Here is a 20,505-nt window from a genome sequence, read left to right as displayed (position 1 = left end):
GTAACATTTGGGCGTTAATGTCTGCCAGGACAACATTACCCTCATCACCTACCCGTTGCTTGAATAATGTAGTGAGATCCCCTGTACCGCCCGCCAGGTCAAGCACCTGCTCGCCTTTACGGACATTGCTCAATTGCACGGCAATCCGTTTCCAGATGCGGTGTATGCCCATCGACATCAGGTCATTCATGATGTCATAGTGCCCTGCAACCGAATCAAATACGCCGCGAACTAAGCTGGCTTTTTCTTCGGCAGCGACCCTTTTGAAGCCGAAATGGGTGGTGTTTTCTGTCCTGCTGTTTTCTGTCATGGTTGTGCCGTGTTATCTGTGGATTTGCGTTGATGTCCAGCTAATTCAAGCCTGTGTAGGTAATCTGCCCATAAGGTTTGATACTCCGCGCCGAGCTTGTAGAGCAGATCCCAACTGTAAATACCCGTGTTATGCCCATCACTAAATACAAACGCTACTGCATAATTGCCGATGGGTTTGATTTCATTAATCGTAACATTTTCTTTATCGACTTGAAGAATTTCCTGTCCAGGCGCATGGCCTAGCGCTTCTGCGGAAGGTGTGTAGACACGCAAATATTCACAGGGCAGATTAAACATTTCACCATTATCAAAGCTGATTTCAAGAATGGCGGATACTTGATGCAGCTTAATATCGGTAGGTAAGGTGTGGCAAGGGTCAATTTTTAAGCGCATTTAGGTCAGGACGATTCAAGGTATTTTTGGTAATGATAACCGATTTTCGCAAAGCCTTCCTGTTCCCAAAAGGCATTGCCCGTTTCATTGGAGACATAACAGTTGAGTTCGCTGGCAATACAACCCTGGGATTTGCCGTATTTATACACCCATTCCAGCAGCCGTTTGCCTAAACCTAGTCGGCGGTATTCGGGCAGGATAAAGACGTTATCGGGTTCTATGTGTTTGCCGACGTAGAGTTTGGTCATGATCCAAAGCCCACAGATACCGATGAGTTTGTTGTCGATATATAGGCCAGCGCATTGATAGCCTTGGGCGATCATTTCCTCTAGCCGAGTTTTAAACATGGTTTCGGGGAGGGCGGGGTTGAGGAGTTTGATTAATGGAATGATTGAAATCAGGTTATCGGTTGGGATTAGTTTGATTTCGGTTGACATAGCGTTGGAACATGAATTTTTATTATCAATAAGGAATACTGATTATTTTAATCGGGTTCTCGCACCCGAAGGCGAGTTTCTTTCTTTTGCTTCGCCAAGCCACAGGGATGTGGTGAATGTGGAAAATGCAGGAGCATTTTTCCACAAAAGAAAGTATCCAAAGAAAAGGCGACCCGGATGCCGCTTGCTTCCTGCGCTCCGTCGTTTTTATAGGGGGTTGCCAAAAGGGACTCCAGTCCCTTTGGCAACGTGCAGCATCCCTGCCGCACCCCAAACCGGCTAATCCCGATAAAAACGCCAGTGCTCGGAGCGGTATACGGGATGCCCCCAGTTATACCGCGCGTTGCCAGGAGAGCCGCGCACGTGTCGCCGCGTCCGAAATGGGCAACTGATCCAGGACGTGTGCGATGACGGCGCGCACAGTCTCGCAGGCCCATTCAGCGACCGGCTTCACGAAGACGACGTTGTCCCACGTCACGTGATGCCCGAGGACGCTCTCGTCGATCAGGCTGCGCTCCACAAAGAAGCGGGCTTCGCACGAGTCTGCCACGTCCTTGGCCGTGTTCCCGACTACTGGCTTGGGATGCACACACCAGTCGCGCAAGAGTTTGAGATGTGCAAGATCCTGAAACGGTGTGCCTCCCCAATTCGCACGCTTGGACGTGAGGGTGACCATGATCGCGTCGAGCTTGCGCTTAAGCTGGGCACGTATGTCCTCAAGGGCCATCAGGAACACCGCCAGCTCCTGCATCTTCGGCAGGTCTGTCTCTCGGCGCGCAAGCCACTCGAGTTGCGACACAAATGCCTCCAACGCGCTGTATGCGAGTACAATCGCGGCCTGCGCATCGGCATTCTCGCTGCATGTCGCAGTGATCGACTGAGCCTTCTGAAGAAGCGACCAGCCAGAATTGCTCGTCGACGTCAAAATCGCCATTAAATCTCCTAGGTGCGCCTAACGTAAGTTATACGACATCGATTGTCTTATAAAAATCTTAGGTTGTCGTATATTCTTCATATGTTTCACTAAGTTATTGTATTGTTTGAGCAAGTATAAACCAATGGCACATAGCTTAGAAACAAATACCTTTCCCGTTATGCCGCGCCGAGCATCGCAGTTTTCGGCGGGGATAACCCGCTAGGGGCGATTCAGGGATGAATCGCGGTGATCGAGGGGGTGGAAGCCCCTTCGATCACCTCCCGTTGAAAACGAGGAGCGCAGGAATTAAGCGGCATCCGGGTGTCTTTTCTTTTGGATACTTTTCTTTGGACAAGCAAAGAAAAGTATCTCGCCCGCCGGTGCGAGAACCGGCTATCAAAGAATATACCGACTCAAATCCTCATCTTCCACAAACTCAGCCAGATGTTTATCAACATAAGCGGCATCAATGACGATGGTTTTTTCCATAAGGTCTGGGGCGTTATAGGAAATTTCTTCCAGCAATCGCTCAAGGATGGTATGTAACCGTCTTGCCCCAATATTTTCGGTTTTTTCATTCACCTGCCAACCCATCTCGGCAATTCTTTGAATACCATCTGCTGAAAAGGTCAGGGTAACGCCTTCCGTTGCCAACAATGCCGCATACTGTTCCGTTAACGATGCGTCTGGTTCAGTCAGGATGAGGACAAAATCGTCAGCCGATAATGCGCTGAGTTCTACGCGGATGGGGAAACGGCCCTGTAATTCGGGGATTAAATCGGATGGTTTGGTCAGATGGAATGCGCCTGATGCAATGAATAGGATATGGTCGGTTTTGATAACCCCATATTTGGTGCTGACCGTGCTGCCTTCAACCAAGGGCAACAGGTCGCGCTGTACGCCCTCGCGCGAGACTTCCCCGCCACCGCCATGATCGGAACGCTTGCAGATTTTGTCGATTTCATCCAGGAATACGATGCCATTTTGTTCTACGGCTTCCACGGCACGTAATTTAATGTCTTCATCGTTGACCAGCTTGGCGGCTTCTTCTTCCTGCAAGACTTTCAAGGCTTTCACAATTTTCATCTTGCGGGGTTTGGTGCGCCCTGAACCCATGTTCTGGAACATGCCTTGCAGTTGGCTGGTCATTTCTTCCATGCCCGGCGGTGCCATGATTTCAACGCCCATCGGCATTACATTAATATCGACCTCGACTTCTTTGTCATCCAGATCACCTTCACGCAATTTTTTACGCATTTTTTGCCGGGTGGACTGCGCCGTATCCGACATCATGCCGCCATCCGCTTCGGGCAGCAAAATATCCAGGATTCGGTCTTCAGCAGCATCAAAAGCCCGAGTTTGGACTTTGTCCATTTCCGACATCCGCATCATTTTGACGGCGGTATCGGCTAGGTCGCGGATTATCGACTCAACATCGCGACCCACGTAACCGACTTCGGTAAACTTGGTGGCTTCTATCTTGATGAACGGGGCATTCGCCAAACGCGCGAGGCGGCGGGCTATTTCAGTTTTGCCCACGCCCGTTGGGCCTATCAGAAGGATGTTTTTCGGGGTGATTTCCTCACGCATGGAGGGATCGACATGTTGCCTGCGCCAGCGGTTTCTGAGGGCGATAGCCACAGACCGTTTGGCATCGGCCTGACCAACGATGTGCTTATCAAGTTCGCTGACAATTTCTTTAGGGGTCATCTGGTTCATGCGGTCACTCATTAGGTTCCGTGTCCAGTTCTTCAATCCGTAGATTATGGTTGGTGTAAATGCAGATATCAGCGGCTATTGTTAAGGCCCGTTCGACAATTTCTCGGGCGCCAAGATTGGTGTTTTCAAATAATGCCCGTGCGGCGGCCTGGGCAAAAGCGCCGCCTGAACCTATCGCCATCAAGTCGTGTTCCGGTTCAATGACATCGCCCGTACCCGATATGATGAGCGAAGTTTTAGAATCGGCGATGGTGAGCAGGGCTTCCAGCCTGCGTAAGGTGCGGTCAGTACGCCAGTCTTTAGCCATTTCCACGGCGGCGCGGGTCAGGTTGCCCCTATGCTTTTCCAGTTTGCCTTCAAAGTGTTCAAATAAGGTAAAGGCATCGGCGGTAGCGCCAGCAAATCCGGCGATAACCTTGTCGTGGTAGAGACGGCGGACTTTACGGGCATTGCCCTTCATGACGGTATTGCCCAAAGTGACTTGTCCGTCACCGCCAATGACGACCTTATCGCCACGGCGCACAGAGAGTATGGTTGTTCCTCTAAACACTTTCGTATCCTAAATATTTCGAATAAGCTATCAATTTTACCTTGTCTGAGTTTGGAATGGGGGAAAATATCAATATGAAGTTTATTGATGCTAATGCTTTTTACTTGCCGGAATAACCAATTTCTTTAATACAATGTAGCTAAAACTGTTTCTTGGGAATTTTTTAATGCTTGTTAATCCGATAGAAGTCGATGTTCTTTGTGTGGGTCATGCTTCGTATGATCTCGTTTTTTCCGTGATGCATCACCCTGGTTCCGATGAAAAAATGGTCGCTGATAGTTTTATCAGTTGTGGTGGCGGGCCTGCGGCTAATGCGGCGGTGATGGTTTCAAAATTGGGCTTAAGGTCAGCTTTCGTGGGTTATTTAGGGCGTGACCTTTACGGCGAAAAGCACTGTCAGGAGCTTCAAAATAACGCAGTGGTTGTTGATAAGGTTGTTCGGGGCCCGTCGCCAACGCCGCTTTCGATGGTATTGGTCAAACCCGACGGCAAACGGGCGTTAATCAATTATAAGGGGGAAACCAAGCCGTTACCCGAAGGAGCAGTGGATTTTTCAGCGATTAACGCCAAGGTCATCTTATTCGACGGGCATGAACCGCTTATTTCCACGCCGCTTGCTAGATATGCGAAAGAGCAGGGGATATCGACGGTGTTGGATGCGGGTTCTGTGCATGAGGGTACTTTAGCACTGATGGGCATGGTTGATTATCTGGTCTGTTCGGAAAAATTTGCCTTGCAACTTACAGGCGACGAAGAAACCGCCCTGAGCCGCCTGGCAGCAATCTTGCCCAATGTAGTGATTACGCTGGGCGAAAGGGGATTAATCTGGCAACGCGGAGAAATGCGTGGGGCTTTGCCAGCATTTTCTGTCAATGTCGTAGACACAACAGGCGCAGGAGATGCCTTTCATGGCGCTTTTGCAACGGCAGTGGCTTCCGGCAAGGCTTGGACTGAGTCCTTACGTTACGCCAGTGCGGCGGGGGCGCTTTGCTGCACAAAAGCAGGCGCGCGCTATGGGTTGCCCACCTATCAGGAACATTGGGATTTGTTTAAGCATGGGCGGTAACCTCGATGGAGCTTGTGGTAGCTAGGCTTTTAGGCTCCGATTTTCCTCGATTTCGTTACACTACATCGAGGCTACTTGCTAGTCTAGCAAAATAGGACAACCCTTACCCCATACCTTTTTTAACGATTTGCTTGTTATAATGGCTAGGTTTAAAAAATAGCCATTCTGATCGAGAGATTTCATGATTCAAGGTAGTATCGTCGCTTTAGTCACGCCCATGGATGAAAGTGGCGCGGTAGATTGGGCAAGTTTACAGAAATTAGTTGAATTTCACATAGAACAGGGAACTGATGCGCTGGTTGCGGTTGGCACAACAGGCGAATCGGCAACGCTGTATGAAGACGAGCATTGTGACGTGATCAAGGCTGTGGTGGACTACGCAAGAGGTCGGATTCCAGTGATTGCGGGGACGGGATCAAACTCAACTACTGAGGCCATTACCTTGACGCGAAGGGCTAAAGAAGTCGGTGCCGATGCCTGTCTAATCGTAACACCTTACTACAATAAGCCGACCCAAGAAGGCTTGTACTTGCATTATAAGGCCATTAGTGAGGCCGTCGATATTCCACAGATTTTATACAATGTACCAGGGCGTACGGCTTGCGATATGTTGCCAGAAACGGTCGGGCGGCTATCGTATCTAAATAATATTGTCGGTGTCAAAGAAGCGACAGGGGATTTATCCAGGATAAAAACCATCAGGGGTTTGGGTGGCCCTGACTTTGCCATCTATAGCGGTGATGATGCCACCAGCCGTGAATGCTGCTTAATGGGCGGTAACGGCACCATTACAGTTACCGGCAATGTCGCGCCCAAGTTAGTGCATGGGATGATTATGGCGGCGATTTCTGGTGATGCCGAAACAGCATTAATCCTGGATAATAAACTGGCAGGTTTGCACAAACAGCTATTTATCCAGGCTAATCCCATTCCGGTGAAATGGGCGGTGGCAGAAATGGGTTTGATGGCCAAGGGCATTCGCCTGCCGTTAACCTGGCTGACGGAAGATTGTTTTGCCCCAGTTCGGCAAGCCATGCAACAAGCGGACATTATTGAGTAACACTATGAAGAATAGATTCGATATTATCGCTATCGGTATCGGCACTGCTTTCCTGGCAGGGTGCAGTTATCTGCAAAGTTATTTTCCTGATAAGGAGAGGGATTACCAATATACCACTGAAATCCCCATGATCGATTGGCCTGCTGAGCTAAGGAAGAACCAGCCTACAGGCAGTACATCCGAAACATCTCCACCAGCCGCTAATCTTGAAGGAAGCGAGACCGGCACTGATACAGAAAACGCCGCTCCTCCGCATTTCGATAATACTTCAGCGGAGAATACATCAGAAGAAGTGTCCGCTGTAGCTCCAGAAGCTACCAATACACCCGTGATAATCGCCGATGAATCCGATGAGAGGGATACGGTTTCATCCGTCGAAATTATCAAATACGATGATGGTGAAAGCCGCTTGCGCATAGGTGCCGGGTTTTCCAAATCCTGGCGCGTGGTCAGTAAGGCGTTGAGCCGCAATACCATCGAAGTCACTGAACGGAATCATGATCAGGGGCAAATCGCTGTCCGGTACGACCCTGACGAAAAAAAGGCACAAGACGGTTCGTATATGGATGAAATTAGTTTCATCTTCAAGGGTCTCGACATTAATGACAGGGAATATGTCCTCAAGCTGGAGAAACACGACCAACAGACCGATGCGATTGTCCTGGACGAAGAACATTTACCCTTGCTTAATGATGATGCCGCTTTGCGTTTGTTGAAAGTATTGGCAGATACCATTAAGGCCGATCTGGCTGATAAGGATAAGTGAGGAAATTACACTTTTTTGCGTTGTGTGAATCATTTCTTGTCCTTCCCAGTGTCTTGAATGATGCTAACCCACATTCCTACCCGTTCTTACACACATGCTTAAACTCCCTGGCTCCTCTGCTTTATCGACTTTTCGCATTAATCGGCTGATTTCCCAATTACGGGCGATAGAGCTAGGCATCCACTCGCTTACAGCGCGGTTCATACATTTTGTGGATGTTGCCGATGATCTGAATGACACCGAATTAGCTTTGTTAAAAGATCTGCTCTCTTATGGTAGTCACGAGGCCATCTCTCAACTGGATGGAGAACGCTTGCTGGTGGTGCCGCGTTCGGGAACGATTTCGCCCTGGTCCAGCAAAGCGACAGAAATTGCCCAGCGCTGCGGTTTGGCTTCCGTTAAGCGTATTGAGCGGGGAATTGAATATTCGATAGCGGCAAACGCTGGTTTGTCTGCTGCTGCTAAAAAAAGTTTATCGGCCTTATTGTTTGATCGCATGACGCAAACTGTCTGCTTCGGTGCGATTGATCCTGATTTGTTTGCGGAACATCAGCCGAAAGCATCGCAAATTGTGGATATTTTAGGACAAGGTCGTGATGCTTTAGTTACAGCCAATATCCAATTAGGAATGGCGCTGTCTGATGATGAGGTTGATTATTTGACCAGCAGCTTTGCATCATTGGGCAGAAATCCCACTGACGTGGAATTGATGATGTTTGCCCAAGCTAATTCCGAACATTGCCGCCATAAAATCTTTAACGCTAGCTGGACAATCGACGGCATCGAGCAGGGACAGTCATTATTCGCCATGATCCGCAATACGTCGGACAAAAGCCCCAAAGGTATTCTATCGGCCTATAGCGACAATGCTTCCGTGGTTGAGGGTCATCAAACACAAGTTTTTATCCGTAATCCCCTGACCGGGGAATATACTTATACAGAAGAGGCAGCGCACTTGCTGATGAAGGTTGAAACCCACAATCACCCTACAGCCATCTCGCCTTTTCCCGGTGCGGCAACGGGTTCTGGTGGTGAAATACGGGATGAAGGTGCGACGGGCCGTGGGTCTGCAACCAAAGCCGGGTTAACGGGGTTTTCCGTATCGCATTTAAAAATTCCGGGCTATATCCAGCCTTGGGAGGACGATATTGGTAAACCTGAGCGGATTGCCTCGGCCTTGCAAATCATGTTGGAAGGCCCGCTCGGTGGAGCGGCATTCAATAATGAATTTGGCCGTCCCAATCTGGCCGGGTATTTCCGTAGTTTTGAGCAACCAGTAAGCAATCGCAATAATGAATACAGGGGTTACCACAAGCCTATCATGATCGCTGGTGGTATGGGATCAATCCGTCCCATGCTGGTTAACAAGCAGCCCATTCCCCTTGGCGCACTCATTATAATTTTGGGCGGGCCCGCCATGTTGATTGGTCTGGGTGGCGGCGCGGCCTCATCCCAGGCTTCGGGTTCGGGTGCGGAAGATCTGGATTTTGCCTCAGTCCAACGTGAAAACCCTGAAATGCAGCGGCGTTGCCAGGAAGTCATCAATCATTGCAATGCCTTGGGCGACGACTCGCCGATTATCTCCATCCATGATCTTGGTGCGGGCGGCTTATCGAACGCCGTGCCGGAAATCATCCATGATTGCGGACGCGGCGGACAGTTTGAATTACGCCATGTCCATAATGCCGATCTGGGTATGTCGCCCATGCAAATCTGGTGCAATGAGGCACAGGAACGGTTTGTCATTGCCATCAAGCCGGAAGCGCTGGAATTATTTTCCGCGTTTTGCGAGCGTGAACATTGCCTGTATGCGGTCATAGGCAAAGCGACTGAACAGGAACACTTATCACTTAGTGATTCATTGTTGGGAAACAAGCCAGTTGATCTGCCCATGTCGGTGCTGTTTGGCAAGCCGCCTAAAATGCACCGTAAGGTTGAACGTATCACGCCACATAAAACCGAACTGAATTTTGGTGGTGTTCTATTGGACGAAGCCATCAAACGGGTCTTGTCGTTCCCCGCCGTCGCCGATAAAAGTTTTTTGATCCATATCGGTGATCGTTCGGTCACCGGATTGGTCGCCAGAGACCAGATGGTCGGGCCATGGCAAGTGCCAGTCGCTGATGTGGCCGTCACCGCGTCGGGTTTTTACGCAATAACTGGGGAAGCGATGGCAATTGGTGAAAGATCACCTATTGCCCTCATCGACGCTCCCGCATCAGGCCGGATGGCTATCGGTGAAGCGCTAACGAATATAGCCGCTGCCAGGATTGATTCTTTAGGGGATATCAAACTGTCTGCGAACTGGATGGCAGCAGCGAGCCATCAAGGTGAAGATGCCGCCTTGTACGATACAGTCAAAGCCGTTGGCCTGGACTTATGTCCACAACTGGGCATTGCCATTCCGGTAGGTAAGGATTCCTTGTCCATGAAAACCGTCTGGCAAGGCCCGACGGGCGAAAAAACCATGACCGCGCCGTTATCATTGATTATTACCGCATTTGCACCAGTGCTTGATGTCATTAAAACCCTGACTCCAGAGTTACAAGATGTTGCCGATAGTGTGCTGATTCTTGTTGATTTGGGGCTAGGGAAAAATCGTTTGGGTGGGTCGGTGTTAGCTCAGGCTTACCAACAGATGGGTGACGTAAGCCCTGACCTGGATGATCCGGCTTTATTGGAAGGATTCTTCAATGCCATCCAAACCCTGAACAGGCAAAATAAAATATTGGCCTATCATGACCGCTCAGATGGCGGCTTGTTGGCAACCGTGGCAGAAATGCTTTTTGCGAGCAGATTAGGCGTGTCTTTGCACATCGACAATCTTGGCAAAGATGTCTTGTCTGCATTATTTAGTGAAGAGTTGGGCGCTGTTTTGCAAGTCCACAGCCATGATGTCGATAAAGTAATCGGGCTGTTCAAACTCGCTGGATTGGCAAACGGTGTCCACATTGTCGGTAGCCTAGCCAAACCCCAGCAGTTGTCGGTTTATCATGCCGATAAGCTTATCTATTCCGCTAGTCGGGCCGAACTGCAATCCACCTGGTCGGAAGTTAGTTACCGGATGCAAGCGCTACGCGATAATCCTGACTGTGCCCAGCAACAATTCGAGCGGATTGCTGATGATAACGATCCGGGGCTACACTCGGCTTTAACCTTCGATGTCAACGGCGACATTACCGCCCCGTTCATCAAAACAGCAAAACCAAAAATAGCCATATTGAGAGAGCAAGGCGTTAACGGTCATGTGGAAATGGCGGCTGCGTTTGACCGTGCCGGTTTCACCAGTGTCGATGTCCACATGAGCGACATCATTCATGGACGGGTGAGTTTATCTGGATTTAGCGGATTGGCTGACTGTGGCGGCTTTTCTTACGGTGACGTGCTGGGCGCGGGTGGTGGCTGGGCTAAGTCCATTTTATTCAATCCCCGCGCCAGGGATGAATTTGCCGCATTTTTTGCGCGGCAAGACAGTTTTGGTTTAGGTGTGTGTAACGGCTGTCAAATGATGTCTGGGCTAAAGGACATTATCCCCGGCGCTGATGATTGGCCGCGCTTTATGCGTAATTATTCGGAACAATTTGAAGCCAGATTGGTCATGGTAGAAGTGCAGCAATCGTCTTCTATTTTGCTGGCGGGTATGGAAGGTTCCCGATTGCCGGTGGTTGTCGCACACGGGGAAGGCCGCGCCGAGTTTACTAGTGATCCGGCGTTTATTGGTAAAGGACACAAAGTCGCTTTGAGCTATGTTGATAATTACGGTGCGGTAACGGACGCATTTCCGGCAAACCCTAATGGTTCGTCTTTGGGCATTACCGGATTGACGACAAGCGATGGACGCTTTACTATCATGATGCCGCATCCTGAACGATGTTTCAGGGCATCACAAAATTCATGGCATCCCAAGGACTGGAAAGACTATGGCGGATGGATGAGGCTGTTCAGGAATGCCAGGGTTTGGGTAGGTTAACAAGGCGGCTAAGCCTCCCTAGAATTGCATTCGTAATCGAGCAGCCAATGAATATAGATATTTACCGAAAATTTATTTTCTACCTGAGTTTATTCGGAATTGCGATCAGTATTTTGGCTGGCTTTTATGATGTGATATTTGGCTCTCTATGGGAATTTATACATCTGATTTTGGAGTTCATCGAACAATTTCTCGACGATTTAGTTGCACATATTTTTAGAACTGGCCTGCAAGCAAGACAAATGATCGTTTTTTATATCATGCTTGCCATTGGCGGGGCGCTAATTTACCTTGTTTGGAAAATGCTGGTGGAGATGTCTAGGAGCGTCAGCCAAAATCTAAAAAATGAATGGACTGAGCTAAGTTCCGCCATAGTAAGTGATTGGAAAAGCATGTCCATGACTAACCGAGTGATATGGGTTAGCGTGTTTCTTCTCGTCAATTATTTGGCTACTTTTCTGCTGTTCTAAGGCTTTTACAAAATCAACACAAAATGGAAAAAATCAAAGTGCTTTTTGTCTGTATGGGCAATATATGCAGATCCCCTACCGCTGAGGGCGTATTTACGAAACTCATAAATGAAAAAAAGCTGGCTTCAAGGTTTACCGTCGATTCGGCTGGCACACATGCTTATCATGTCGGTAATCCGCCGGATGCTCGTGCGCAACAAGCTGCCCTTAAGCGGGGCGTAGAATTACAGCACTTACGTGCCAGAAAAGTCCACAGCAGTGACTTTGACTATTTTGACTATGTGCTGGCGATGGATGACGATAATTATTCAATACTCATTCATGCTTGTCCCGATGAATACAAGGATAAGGTTAAGTATTTTCTGGATTATGCGCCGCACTTGGGAGTTCGCGAGGTCCCCGATCCTTACTATGGCGAAAAATTCGGCTTTGAACGGGTCTTGGATATGGTGGAAGATGCTTCCTTGGGGTTTTTAGAAACCTTGCAAAAAGTGGGTGCTATAAAGTTAAGTAATTAATGAAAGGAAGATAGTATGGCAATCGTCGAGAATACTGTGGTTTATACGGATGAGGATGTGGTGCTGGAAGCTTTTTTTGCCTTTGATGATACTTTTTCAGGGCGACGGCCTGTAGTACTCATTAGCCATGCTTGGGGTGGCAGGGATGGTTTTGTCGCTGATAAGGCCAGAAAAATAGCTGGATTAGGTTACGTCGGTTTTGCCCTTGATATGTATGGCAAAGGCGTGCTGGGAACCGACGCTGAAGAAAATGCAAAGTTGATGCAGCCTTTTATGGCAGACAGGCTTATGCTTCAACAGCGCATGAAAGCCGCTTTGAATACCGTCAAACAATTGCCTTGGGTCGATGGCCATAAAATTGCCGCTATGGGCTTTTGTTTTGGTGGCTTATGTGTCCTTGATTTGGCGCGGACGGGTGTTGATTTGCAAGGCGTGGTGAGTTTTCACGGCTTGCTAGGCGCTCCAGGCAATACCCAGAGCAATAAAATCAAGGCAAAAATCCTGGCCTTACATGGACGGGACGATCCAATGGTACCGCCTGAACAAGTGCTTGCCTTTCAGGAGGAAATGACACTAGCTAGAGCAGACTGGCAGTTTTTGACTTTTGGACATACCGTCCACGCTTTTACTAATCCCGTTGCCAATGATCCCGGTTTTGGTACGGTCTACCAGCCCGATGCCGACAGGCGGTCATGGCAGGCTATGGAAAATTTCCTGGCTGAAATTTTTAGTTAAAATGATTAGGTCACGACCTATTGAATAACTCGAATGGTTGTTCCACCCACATACATAGAAAATCAAGAATGAAACTGCTGTCATGACCTTATTGTGGACCGATGTACTGATATTGCTTTTATTGATAGCTTCAATAGGCATCGCGTTTTATCTGCACGATAAGGAACATATTCAACGTCCACTCAATAAAATTGCCCATAGCAAAGTGGGGATGGTGTCCTTGGTTGTGCTGATGTTTTTTCTCCTGGTGGGGCTTATGGATTCCATCCATTTCAAGTCGAATCAGGACAACTCTAACGAGATTATCAGCCTACTGGATTATTGCGCTACGCCGCTGCGGGAGCATACTGAGAAAACCTACTCAGCGCCGTTTGCGACGACCTTGTACAGCAAGGAGATGATTGCAAAGGACGGCAGTATGCAATGGGGTTATCCGCGACTGGTTTATGGCGGCAAGCATTTGGCTGATCCAGAAAAAGAGCAGATAGCTGATATTCTGCTAAAAGCAGGGTTTGGATTTTTGCTGGGTTTAGCCTTGTTTGCTGGTTTGATACTTTTATCTACTGGCGTGAGTTACCTAAAGCACGGCTCAGTCCCCCAATTTTTTGCGATGTACTCAGTGGTGGTGACGTTATTTATCATTGTCGTTTTTAGCACTATGCTAGGCTACCTGTCGCTCTACTATCATGTCTTAGGTACGGATAAAGTCGGTGAAGATGTGTTCTATCAAGCCATCAAAAGCATCCGTACCGGGCTGGTCATCGGTACGCTGACAACGCTCATCATGCTGCCTTTGGCGATATTGTTCGGTATTCTCGCAGGGTTTTTTCGGGGCTGGGTTGATGATGTCATCCAATACCTATACACCACGCTCAATTCTATTCCCGGCGTATTGCTGATAGCGGCATCGGTGTTGATGGTGCAGGTGTACATGGCAAATCATGAAGCCGAGTTTACCAGCGTTATTGTCCGGGCCGATATGCGTTTGCTGTTTCTCTGTATGATTCTTGGCCTGACTAGTTGGACGGGATTGTGCCGCTTGCTCAGGGCGGAGACCTTAAAACTCAGGGAAATGGAATATGTGCTGGCGGCGCAGGCCTTAGGGGTGAAACAACATGCCATCTTGCTGCGCCATATCCTGCCAAATGTGATGCACATCGTGTTGATTTCCGTCGTGCTCGATTTCAGTTCCTTGGTGTTGGCTGAAGCGGTATTGTCGTATATCAACATCGGCGTTGACCCTACGACCTATAGCTGGGGCAACATGATTAACGGCGCTCGCTTGGAAATGGCACGCGAACCTATCGTGTGGTGGTCATTATCAGCCGCGTTTGTGTTCATGTTTGCCTTGGTGCTGGCGGCCAATTTATTCGCCGATGTGGTGCAAGATGCGTTTGATCCTAGAAGAATAGGAAATGAAGCTGTTGAATAAATCAGCCTTTAATCAAATCGATCCTGCTACATTGATGTTAAGCAAATGGACGGCAGTAGCGCCGCATAATTTTCTCCATGACTGAGCCGCTGCTGTCTGCCGAACATCTAAGTGTTACTTTCAATCGCAGACAGACAGTCGTTGATGATATTAGCTTTGATATTTACCCAGGCGAAACTTTTGCCTTGGTCGGCGAATCAGGCTCTGGAAAATCCATCACCGCTTTGTCGGTGCTAAGGTTACTGCCCAATAACGCCCATCTCAGTGCCATGTCGATCAGTTTACAGGGCGATAATTTATTAAAGCGGACTGAGTTGGATCTGTGCAGGATTCGTGGACGGCGTATCGGTTTGATTTTCCAAGATCCTATGTCGTCGCTGAATCCGGTCATGACGATAGGAGACCAGATAGCAGAAGCTATCCAGCAACATTTTTCCTTGTCCAACAACGATACGCACCAGCGTGTCTTGGAATTGTTGCAGCAAGTTGAACTGCCGGAACCGCAAAAAAGGATTAAAGACTATCCGCACCAATTGTCCGGCGGTCAGCGCCAACGGGTGATGATAGCGATAGCCTTGGCGGGCAAGCCGGATTTACTCATCGCAGATGAGCCGACGACCTCACTCGATGTGACGATACAGGCGCAAATTCTGGCGTTATTGAAAAGCATACAGCAGAAAACCGGGATGGCGCTTTGGCTGATTAGCCATGATCTGGCGCTAGTGTCTACAATGGCCGACCGGGTCGCTGTGATGCAGCAAGGTAAAATTGTTGAAATTGCACATTCGACAATCCTGTTCAGCCAAGCCCAGCATCCTTACACCCTTAAGTTGCTTAATGCCTTGCCATCTTTGCAAAGCTGCTTGCAGCATAGCGCCAAAGAAAAACCGCCATTGCTAGCGGTAGACAATTTTCATTGCTATTACCCGATTCGTAAAGGTTTGTTTAAACGCATAGTCGGTTATGTGCGGGCGGTTGATGGTGTGAGTTTTAGTATTCAACAAGGCAAAACATTGGCTTTGGTCGGCGAATCAGGTTGCGGCAAAACCACGCTGGGAAAGGGCTTGCTCAATTTGATCCCAGGCAGCTTTGGGTCGGTCAAAATTGATGGCGTTGCTTTAAACGGGCTGGAAGGTGAACCGTTACGCCAACAACGAGCCAATATGCAGATTATCTTTCAAGATCCCTATTCGTCGATGAATCCCAGAATGCTGGTGGGAGACATCATTGCAGAGGGCGTAAAAGCCTTGCATCCTGATGTCGGTGTCTCGGAGCGCAAAGAGCGTGTACGCCGCTTGCTGCAACAAGTCGGCTTGCCGGAAGATTCCGCATCATGTTATCCGCATGAATTTTCTGGAGGTCAGCGGCAGCGTATTTGTATCGCCCGCGCCTTGGCGGTAAAGCCTAAACTGATCGTTTGCGATGAACCGACGAGTGCGCTGGATGTCTCGGTACAGGCGCAAATTATACAGCTACTCAAGACCTTACAGCGGGAACAGGGAATTAGTTATTTGTTTATTACGCACGACCTTGCCGTTGTTGCTGAAATCGCCGACGACGTGGCGGTGATGGTCCAAGGAAAAATAATAGAGCAGGGCAGTGTAGGGCAAGTGCTTTTTAGGCCTGAACAGGCCTACACGAAAAAACTGATTAGTGCGGTACCCGTCCTAAAGCAAAAGGAAGCACTCCAGATAAAAAGCTAATTATCCGCTTAAGGAAACTCAAAGAGATTTAGAAATGTCAACTTTAGTTTTGTCCAAGATAGCCCTACGTAATCTCTCGGCTTCTGTAGCCCGGTCCATCAAGCTGGGTTCTGCAGAAATGGTACCCTTAAAGCGCTTGATGCCGCCTGTTTTTCTTTCATTCACCACTTCGACTATCGATTTCCAGCCTATCCTTTTGGTTTCCGAAGCAAAGGCAAAAACCATTGCTAGGTCGCATATATTGTTGATCAGGCGAGGCACACCTTCAGTGTAATAATAAACTGCCGCTACTGCGGCTTCATTAAAGATAGACGGCTCGCCACCAACCACTTGTAACCGGTGCACAATGTAATTTTGGGTTTCTTCAAAATTGAGCGGCTTCAGATGGTATTCGATGGAGATACGTTGTGCGAACTGGATGAGTTCAGGTTTGTTTAGTTTTTCAACTAGCTCAGGTTGCCCCACCAGTATCATCTGCAATTTAATTTGGTCGGCTATGTTGACATTGGATAACAGCCTTAATTCCTCTAAAGTTTCAATATCCATGTTTTGTGCTTCATCAACAATCAAAACTACGCGACGCTGTTTTTTATGTTCTTCGGCCAGAAATTTAGTGAATATCTGGTAACGTTCGGCCTTGTTTTTGGTTTCGTGAGGAATATTGAACGAAGCCAGCACCCAAGTTAAGAGATCGCCAAAAGCGCTGTGGGTATTGGTAATCAAACCGACAGTACACTGTTTTTCTACTTTTTCTAATACCGTCATAATCAGGGTTGTTTTACCTGAACCAATTTCTCCAGTGATGACGGTGATGCTGGCTTGACTCACCAAACCATATCTCAAAGTGGTCAGGGCTTTCTTGTGCTTGGGGCTTAAGTAAAGAAAGCTGGGGTCAGGATTCAGCGAAAATGGCTTTCTAGTCAGGCCAAAAAATTTTGTGTACATATCTCTAGTTCAGCAAACCGGTTAGTAAGGATAGGATAAATAGTGGCAATACCGAAGTGCATACTTTCTTTTCAATTGGCAAATTTGCTGCATTTCCGAATAAGGCCGTCATATAAATGGATATAAAAATCAACTACAATCCTGGTAATTTTAGTAGTATGGTTAATGTTGTGTGTTACAACTATAGCTTGAGCCTTCAAAAAAGAAACAATATCAGCTAAAAATAAGCTCCGGTGATATTGTATTTCCTAAGTGCCCTTGATGTCAGAAATTCTGGTAATAGATTACGGAAATCCCTAATCATAGGCAATAAGCAGCATTACCTGATGATTCAATAAGTGATTTAATACAAGGGCTCAGGTTTCAAGGTCAGTATGTATCAGTTTCAATCCTGGCGGTAAGGCTTCGCCAAAGAACTGATCCGTTTCTTTTTCATCCAATTCCTTGTGATGTTCAACCATATCCAGCCAAGGATACGGCATTTTGCTTGACTTTAGCTTGTCCATTATTTGCATACGCAACAGTCCGTCAATATCCCGCACTCGATCGCCACTTTTACGGCATATCAACGTGGCGGCAAATGCAGCTTGAGGTGTTTTTTTCCAATCCTGGGTCAACAAGGTTGCCAGCCATTTACCGGCAATATCGGCAGGAATTACATTATGGCTGCTGCCATAAAAAGGTATCCGCGCTGCTACACGACCCAAAGCCCACCAAGTCTGTTTGGGTTCATTGGCTTTTTCTAATCGTTTCAACAACCATTCGCCGAGTTGTATTTTACTGGTAACCGACAGCCTTTCAAGTACTGCCGCAAGCTGGACGATATTATCATAACTGCGTTGCCTGAGCTGTTTGACAATGCTGGGCTGTCTGCTGGAGGCAGGATTGATGTAGTTGGTAGTATCAGCAAAAATCAGTTCTTGGGCGGCAGCACCTAATCCGCCTGCAATGCGGCGCCAAAGCGTCCACCATTCGCTCCAGTTCTGGATTTCGTTGCTAAATTGTATGCCTTGAAGATAGATTTTCCACAGTTGTTCGATGCGCCAGTCATCCAGGGGGCAGCCAAAACCGGGACGAAGACAAAAACCAGTCAGGCTGAGCCAAACCCTTTCATGATGCCCTGAACGGCGGCGGTATTTATGCCCTTCCCACAATACTGAAAACAATGCCCTGAGCAAGGATGAATCCCATTCGGAACGGTCACGGCCTAATAATTTTTCCATATCGGCGCGTAAATTTTTGACCGCGTTTGGATCGACCTCTTTGGACTTAGGGCCAAAAACAGCCTGTATTTGGTCGGAGACGGCATTAAATTGAGGTGGTAACTCAGCACCAACCTGCGTCCTGATATTGCCTTGTTTCCGTATCTGGAATTCCACATCCCAGCGTTGCTGCTTAGCATTGTCCACTGCAATACATTGAATCTTAAGCGTACCCAGATCGGTTTGGGTAACACCAAGTTGTACATCCGTTTCCTTGTCGTTATTGGCGACTTTATCATCAAATGCTACGACGAGTGGGGGCAGGATATGGAAGTCATCGGTAATTTCCGCAATATCCCCAGGTTTGCAAGCGTTATCCCCCGAATGTGAAACCAGGTCAAAGCGTACTGGTATGCCGGTACGTAAGACAAACCGCCGCTCATGCAAAATAATTTCTTCGCCCTCTTCGCTGCCCTTCGGCAACACACAAATGCCGTATCGCGGCGGCGATTGTGGTTTCGACTCCTGTTTAGCAGGAGCCGTATCGACCAGGAGAAAATAACTACGCGCAGCACCACCGCCAATTTTTAATTTCTTGTCACGCCTCGAGATGGCATAGCTAACTGCGCCATAAGCCACCGAAAATTCAGGGTGATTATTCTCAAGTATCTGTAAGGGTTTTGAATTCCAGGAATTACACAGTTCCAGGAGCCTTTGCGTGATTGCTTGGCTACGGAACAGGCCGCCATTCAACAGGATTGCATCGGGTACGCTGCTTGTTCCTTGTAATGCCTCCTGTGAAGCCTCTTTGTGCAGGTTTAAAAACGCGGCAATATGTTTACTTACAGCCGGTTCTGCCGTGTAGGGCAAGCCAAATTCCACTACACCGCTACGTCTTTTATTGGGCAAATCGTCCAGCTTGGTGAGTGGAAAAAAACCATCCAGCGCTATTCGTCTCACCTCTTCCTGGGTTAAGACTGTGGAGCGGGAACCACCAATTAGTTTGGAACCACCACCCAATAAGGTGATAGTCAATTGTTCAGGGGCATCTTCGGCAAGTAAGCGTTCTTTGGCTGCACGGCATTGTTCAATCACAAACGACAAATCAGCAGCAGACAACCGGGATTGGTCTGTGTGTAAACGGTTTTCAACGAGATGGGCCAGGGCTAAATCAATGTTGTCGCCGCCTAACATGATGTGGTCGCCGACTGCAATGCGAGTCAGTTTAGGTTCTGGTTGGTTATGCTCAACTTTTATCAAGGTTAGGTCGGTCGTACCGCCGCCAATATCGCAAATCAGCAGCAAACGTATATTTGCCAGTACGTTATGGACATTGTCGGTGTGGCGCCGCAACCAGTCATAACAAACCGCTTGGGGTTCTTCCAGAAGCCTGACGTTGTTTAGGCCAGCCATTTTTGCCGCTTCCAGGGTGAGCGACCGTGCGGCTTCATCAAAGGAGGCGGGTACCGTAATTACAATGTCCTGGTATTCCAGCAACGCATCAGGGTTGTGATGTCCCCAAACGGTGCGAATGTGCCTGAGATAACTGGCGCTGGCAGCGACCGGAGACACTTTCTCAATCCCGTCGGTGCTGCCCCAAGGCAGGATTTCCGCGCTGTGGTCAACGGAAGGATGTGACAGCCAGCTTTTGGCGCTGGTCACCAGCCGTCCTTTAGTCTTTGAACCCAATAACCGTGCAGCTTCACCTATGACTGCGCGGGTACCGGGCTGAGCAAAGATAATCTCGGTTTCCGGTAACTCGTTTTCAGAGGGGTGATAACGCACTGACGGCAGTAAGGGTTTGGCCGCGACTTGTCCCGGTGCAATCAGTTGCTCAATCTGTAATAACTGAATGTCTTGCTGGTTGTCATTTTTCGCATAGGCGACAACGGTATGGGTCGTGCCGAGATCTATGCCGACATGGAATTGAGGATATTGGATGTTCACAAGTGATTATTAAAAAATGGCGTATTCAGAATCGGGTGTTGAAAGAGGAATTTTGACCAATACCAACAACTGAGGTAAATGCGGATAATAAATCTGCAAAAATAATATAGTGCCTTATTGAAGGTATTCATGGACAATAAGCAATATTATCAGAAGGTTAATGGGTAATTTCGACCCTTTGCAATCAGTCTGCAGAATGTTCAGTGATTCAATTGAAAAATTGTGTGGTGTATTTTGGTGATGCTTAGATGATTGAATAAGGCAAAACAAACTTCATTATACCCGCTTCGCGCCGTATTAAACTTCTCAAGCCTAATGCTAAAAATTTAGTCTCCTTATGCAACCCTTTTTTATAGGTATTTTC

17 protein-coding genes are annotated in these 20,505 nt (G+C 48.1%); 9 read left to right on the top strand and 8 right to left on the bottom strand.

Annotated elements, in window-relative coordinates:
* From ACLQ6D_RS03330 to hslV, 6 genes are all read right to left on the bottom strand, one after another.
* Positions 1–310: class I SAM-dependent methyltransferase (locus tag ACLQ6D_RS03330; RefSeq protein ID WP_411725847.1), on the bottom strand; the 310-nt coding region annotated here is incomplete at its 3' end.
* Entirely contained in the window at positions 307–705 is a 399-nt protein-coding gene (locus ACLQ6D_RS03325) for a gamma-butyrobetaine hydroxylase-like domain-containing protein (RefSeq protein ID WP_411725846.1), read from the bottom strand. The genes ACLQ6D_RS03330 and ACLQ6D_RS03325, both read right to left, overlap by 4 nt.
* A 5-nt stretch (positions 706–710) precedes the next feature.
* On the bottom strand, positions 711–1,142 hold the full coding sequence (locus ACLQ6D_RS03320) for a GNAT family N-acetyltransferase (protein WP_411725845.1): 432 nt from the start codon (positions 1,140–1,142) through the stop codon (positions 711–713).
* A gap of 331 nt (positions 1,143–1,473) precedes the next feature.
* Positions 1,474–2,076 carry a hypothetical protein gene (locus ACLQ6D_RS03315; RefSeq protein WP_411725844.1) on the bottom strand — a complete coding sequence of 201 codons (603 nt, stop codon included), beginning with the start codon at positions 2,074–2,076 and terminating at the stop codon, positions 1,474–1,476.
* Positions 2,077–2,454: 378 nt separating this feature from the next.
* Positions 2,455–3,777 (bottom strand): ATP-dependent protease ATPase subunit HslU, encoded by a 1,323-nt coding sequence (hslU, locus tag ACLQ6D_RS03310; RefSeq protein ID WP_411725849.1) that lies wholly within the window; start codon positions 3,775–3,777, stop codon positions 2,455–2,457.
* Positions 3,778–3,781: 4 nt separating this feature from the next.
* Complete coding sequence (gene hslV / locus ACLQ6D_RS03305; RefSeq protein ID WP_411725843.1) at positions 3,782–4,327, bottom strand: ATP-dependent protease subunit HslV; 546 nt, start codon at positions 4,325–4,327, stop codon at positions 3,782–3,784.
* A gap of 166 nt (positions 4,328–4,493) precedes the next feature.
* Here hslV and ACLQ6D_RS03300 point away from each other — a divergent pair, with 166 nt between their 5' ends.
* From ACLQ6D_RS03300 to ACLQ6D_RS03260, 9 genes are all read left to right on the top strand, one after another.
* On the top strand, positions 4,494–5,393 hold the full coding sequence (locus tag ACLQ6D_RS03300) for a carbohydrate kinase family protein (protein WP_411725842.1): 900 nt from the start codon (positions 4,494–4,496) through the stop codon (positions 5,391–5,393).
* A gap of 181 nt (positions 5,394–5,574) precedes the next feature.
* Positions 5,575–6,453 (top strand): 4-hydroxy-tetrahydrodipicolinate synthase, encoded by an 879-nt coding sequence (gene dapA / locus ACLQ6D_RS03295; protein WP_411725841.1) that lies wholly within the window; start codon positions 5,575–5,577, stop codon positions 6,451–6,453.
* A 4-nt stretch (positions 6,454–6,457) separates the two neighbouring features.
* Entirely contained in the window at positions 6,458–7,219 is a 762-nt protein-coding gene (gene bamC / locus ACLQ6D_RS03290; protein WP_411725840.1) for an outer membrane protein assembly factor BamC, read from the top strand.
* 94 nt (positions 7,220–7,313) lie between these two features.
* Positions 7,314–11,189, top strand: coding sequence for a phosphoribosylformylglycinamidine synthase (gene purL / locus ACLQ6D_RS03285; protein WP_411725839.1), 3,876 nt, complete (start codon positions 7,314–7,316; stop codon positions 11,187–11,189).
* Positions 11,190–11,236: 47 nt separating this feature from the next.
* On the top strand, positions 11,237–11,659 hold the full coding sequence (locus ACLQ6D_RS03280; protein ID WP_411725838.1) for a hypothetical protein: 423 nt from the start codon (positions 11,237–11,239) through the stop codon (positions 11,657–11,659).
* A 23-nt stretch (positions 11,660–11,682) separates the two neighbouring features.
* Positions 11,683–12,177: a low molecular weight protein-tyrosine-phosphatase gene (locus tag ACLQ6D_RS03275; RefSeq protein ID WP_411725837.1), complete on the top strand. Its 495-nt coding sequence runs from the start codon at positions 11,683–11,685 to the stop codon at positions 12,175–12,177.
* A gap of 15 nt (positions 12,178–12,192) precedes the next feature.
* Complete coding sequence (locus ACLQ6D_RS03270; protein WP_411725836.1) at positions 12,193–12,912, top strand: dienelactone hydrolase family protein; 720 nt, start codon at positions 12,193–12,195, stop codon at positions 12,910–12,912.
* Positions 12,913–12,994: 82 nt separating this feature from the next.
* Positions 12,995–14,344: an ABC transporter permease gene (locus ACLQ6D_RS03265; protein ID WP_411725835.1), complete on the top strand. Its 1,350-nt coding sequence runs from the start codon at positions 12,995–12,997 to the stop codon at positions 14,342–14,344.
* A gap of 77 nt (positions 14,345–14,421) precedes the next feature.
* Entirely contained in the window at positions 14,422–16,047 is a 1,626-nt protein-coding gene (locus ACLQ6D_RS03260; protein WP_411725834.1) for an ABC transporter ATP-binding protein, read from the top strand.
* An 18-nt stretch (positions 16,048–16,065) separates the two neighbouring features.
* Here the strand turns inward: ACLQ6D_RS03260 and ACLQ6D_RS03255 are convergent, their stop codons facing one another.
* Positions 16,066–16,992 (bottom strand): ExeA family protein, encoded by a 927-nt coding sequence (locus ACLQ6D_RS03255; RefSeq protein ID WP_411725833.1) that lies wholly within the window; start codon positions 16,990–16,992, stop codon positions 16,066–16,068.
* Positions 16,993–17,348: 356 nt separating this feature from the next.
* A complete protein-coding gene (locus ACLQ6D_RS03250; protein ID WP_411725848.1) occupies positions 17,349–20,135 on the bottom strand; it encodes an Hsp70 family protein in 2,787 nt (928 codons plus the stop codon).
* Positions 20,136–20,505 lie beyond the last annotated feature (370 nt).

The organism is Methyloglobulus sp. (genome assembly GCF_046714055.1).
Classification (GTDB): Bacteria; Pseudomonadota; Gammaproteobacteria; order Methylococcales; family Methylomonadaceae; genus Methyloglobulus.
This window is presented reverse-complemented; position numbering and strand designations above follow the sequence as displayed.

Bases quoted from the DNA above. Each gene is read 5' to 3' on its own strand.
- ACLQ6D_RS03300 (WP_411725842.1), top strand. From the start codon at position 4,494: ATGCTTGTTAATCCGATAGAAGTCGATGTTCTTTGTGTGGGTCATGCT.
- ACLQ6D_RS03260 (WP_411725834.1), top strand. From the start codon at position 14,422: ATGACTGAGCCGCTGCTGTCTGCCGAACATCTAAGTGTTACTTTCAAT.
- ACLQ6D_RS03270 (WP_411725836.1), top strand. From the start codon at position 12,193: ATGGCAATCGTCGAGAATACTGTGGTTTATACGGATGAGGATGTGGTG.
- ACLQ6D_RS03255 (WP_411725833.1), bottom strand. From the start codon at position 16,992: ATGTACACAAAATTTTTTGGCCTGACTAGAAAGCCATTTTCGCTGAAT.
- ACLQ6D_RS03280 (WP_411725838.1), top strand. From the start codon at position 11,237: ATGAATATAGATATTTACCGAAAATTTATTTTCTACCTGAGTTTATTC.
- purL (WP_411725839.1), top strand. From the start codon at position 7,314: ATGCTTAAACTCCCTGGCTCCTCTGCTTTATCGACTTTTCGCATTAAT.
- bamC (WP_411725840.1), top strand. From the start codon at position 6,458: ATGAAGAATAGATTCGATATTATCGCTATCGGTATCGGCACTGCTTTC.
- ACLQ6D_RS03325 (WP_411725846.1), bottom strand. From the start codon at position 705: ATGCGCTTAAAAATTGACCCTTGCCACACCTTACCTACCGATATTAAG.
- ACLQ6D_RS03265 (WP_411725835.1), top strand. From the start codon at position 12,995: ATGACCTTATTGTGGACCGATGTACTGATATTGCTTTTATTGATAGCT.
- ACLQ6D_RS03275 (WP_411725837.1), top strand. From the start codon at position 11,683: ATGGAAAAAATCAAAGTGCTTTTTGTCTGTATGGGCAATATATGCAGA.
- ACLQ6D_RS03315 (WP_411725844.1), bottom strand. From the start codon at position 2,076: ATGGCGATTTTGACGTCGACGAGCAATTCTGGCTGGTCGCTTCTTCAG.
- ACLQ6D_RS03320 (WP_411725845.1), bottom strand. From the start codon at position 1,142: ATGTCAACCGAAATCAAACTAATCCCAACCGATAACCTGATTTCAATC.
- hslU (WP_411725849.1), bottom strand. From the start codon at position 3,777: ATGAACCAGATGACCCCTAAAGAAATTGTCAGCGAACTTGATAAGCAC.
- dapA (WP_411725841.1), top strand. From the start codon at position 5,575: ATGATTCAAGGTAGTATCGTCGCTTTAGTCACGCCCATGGATGAAAGT.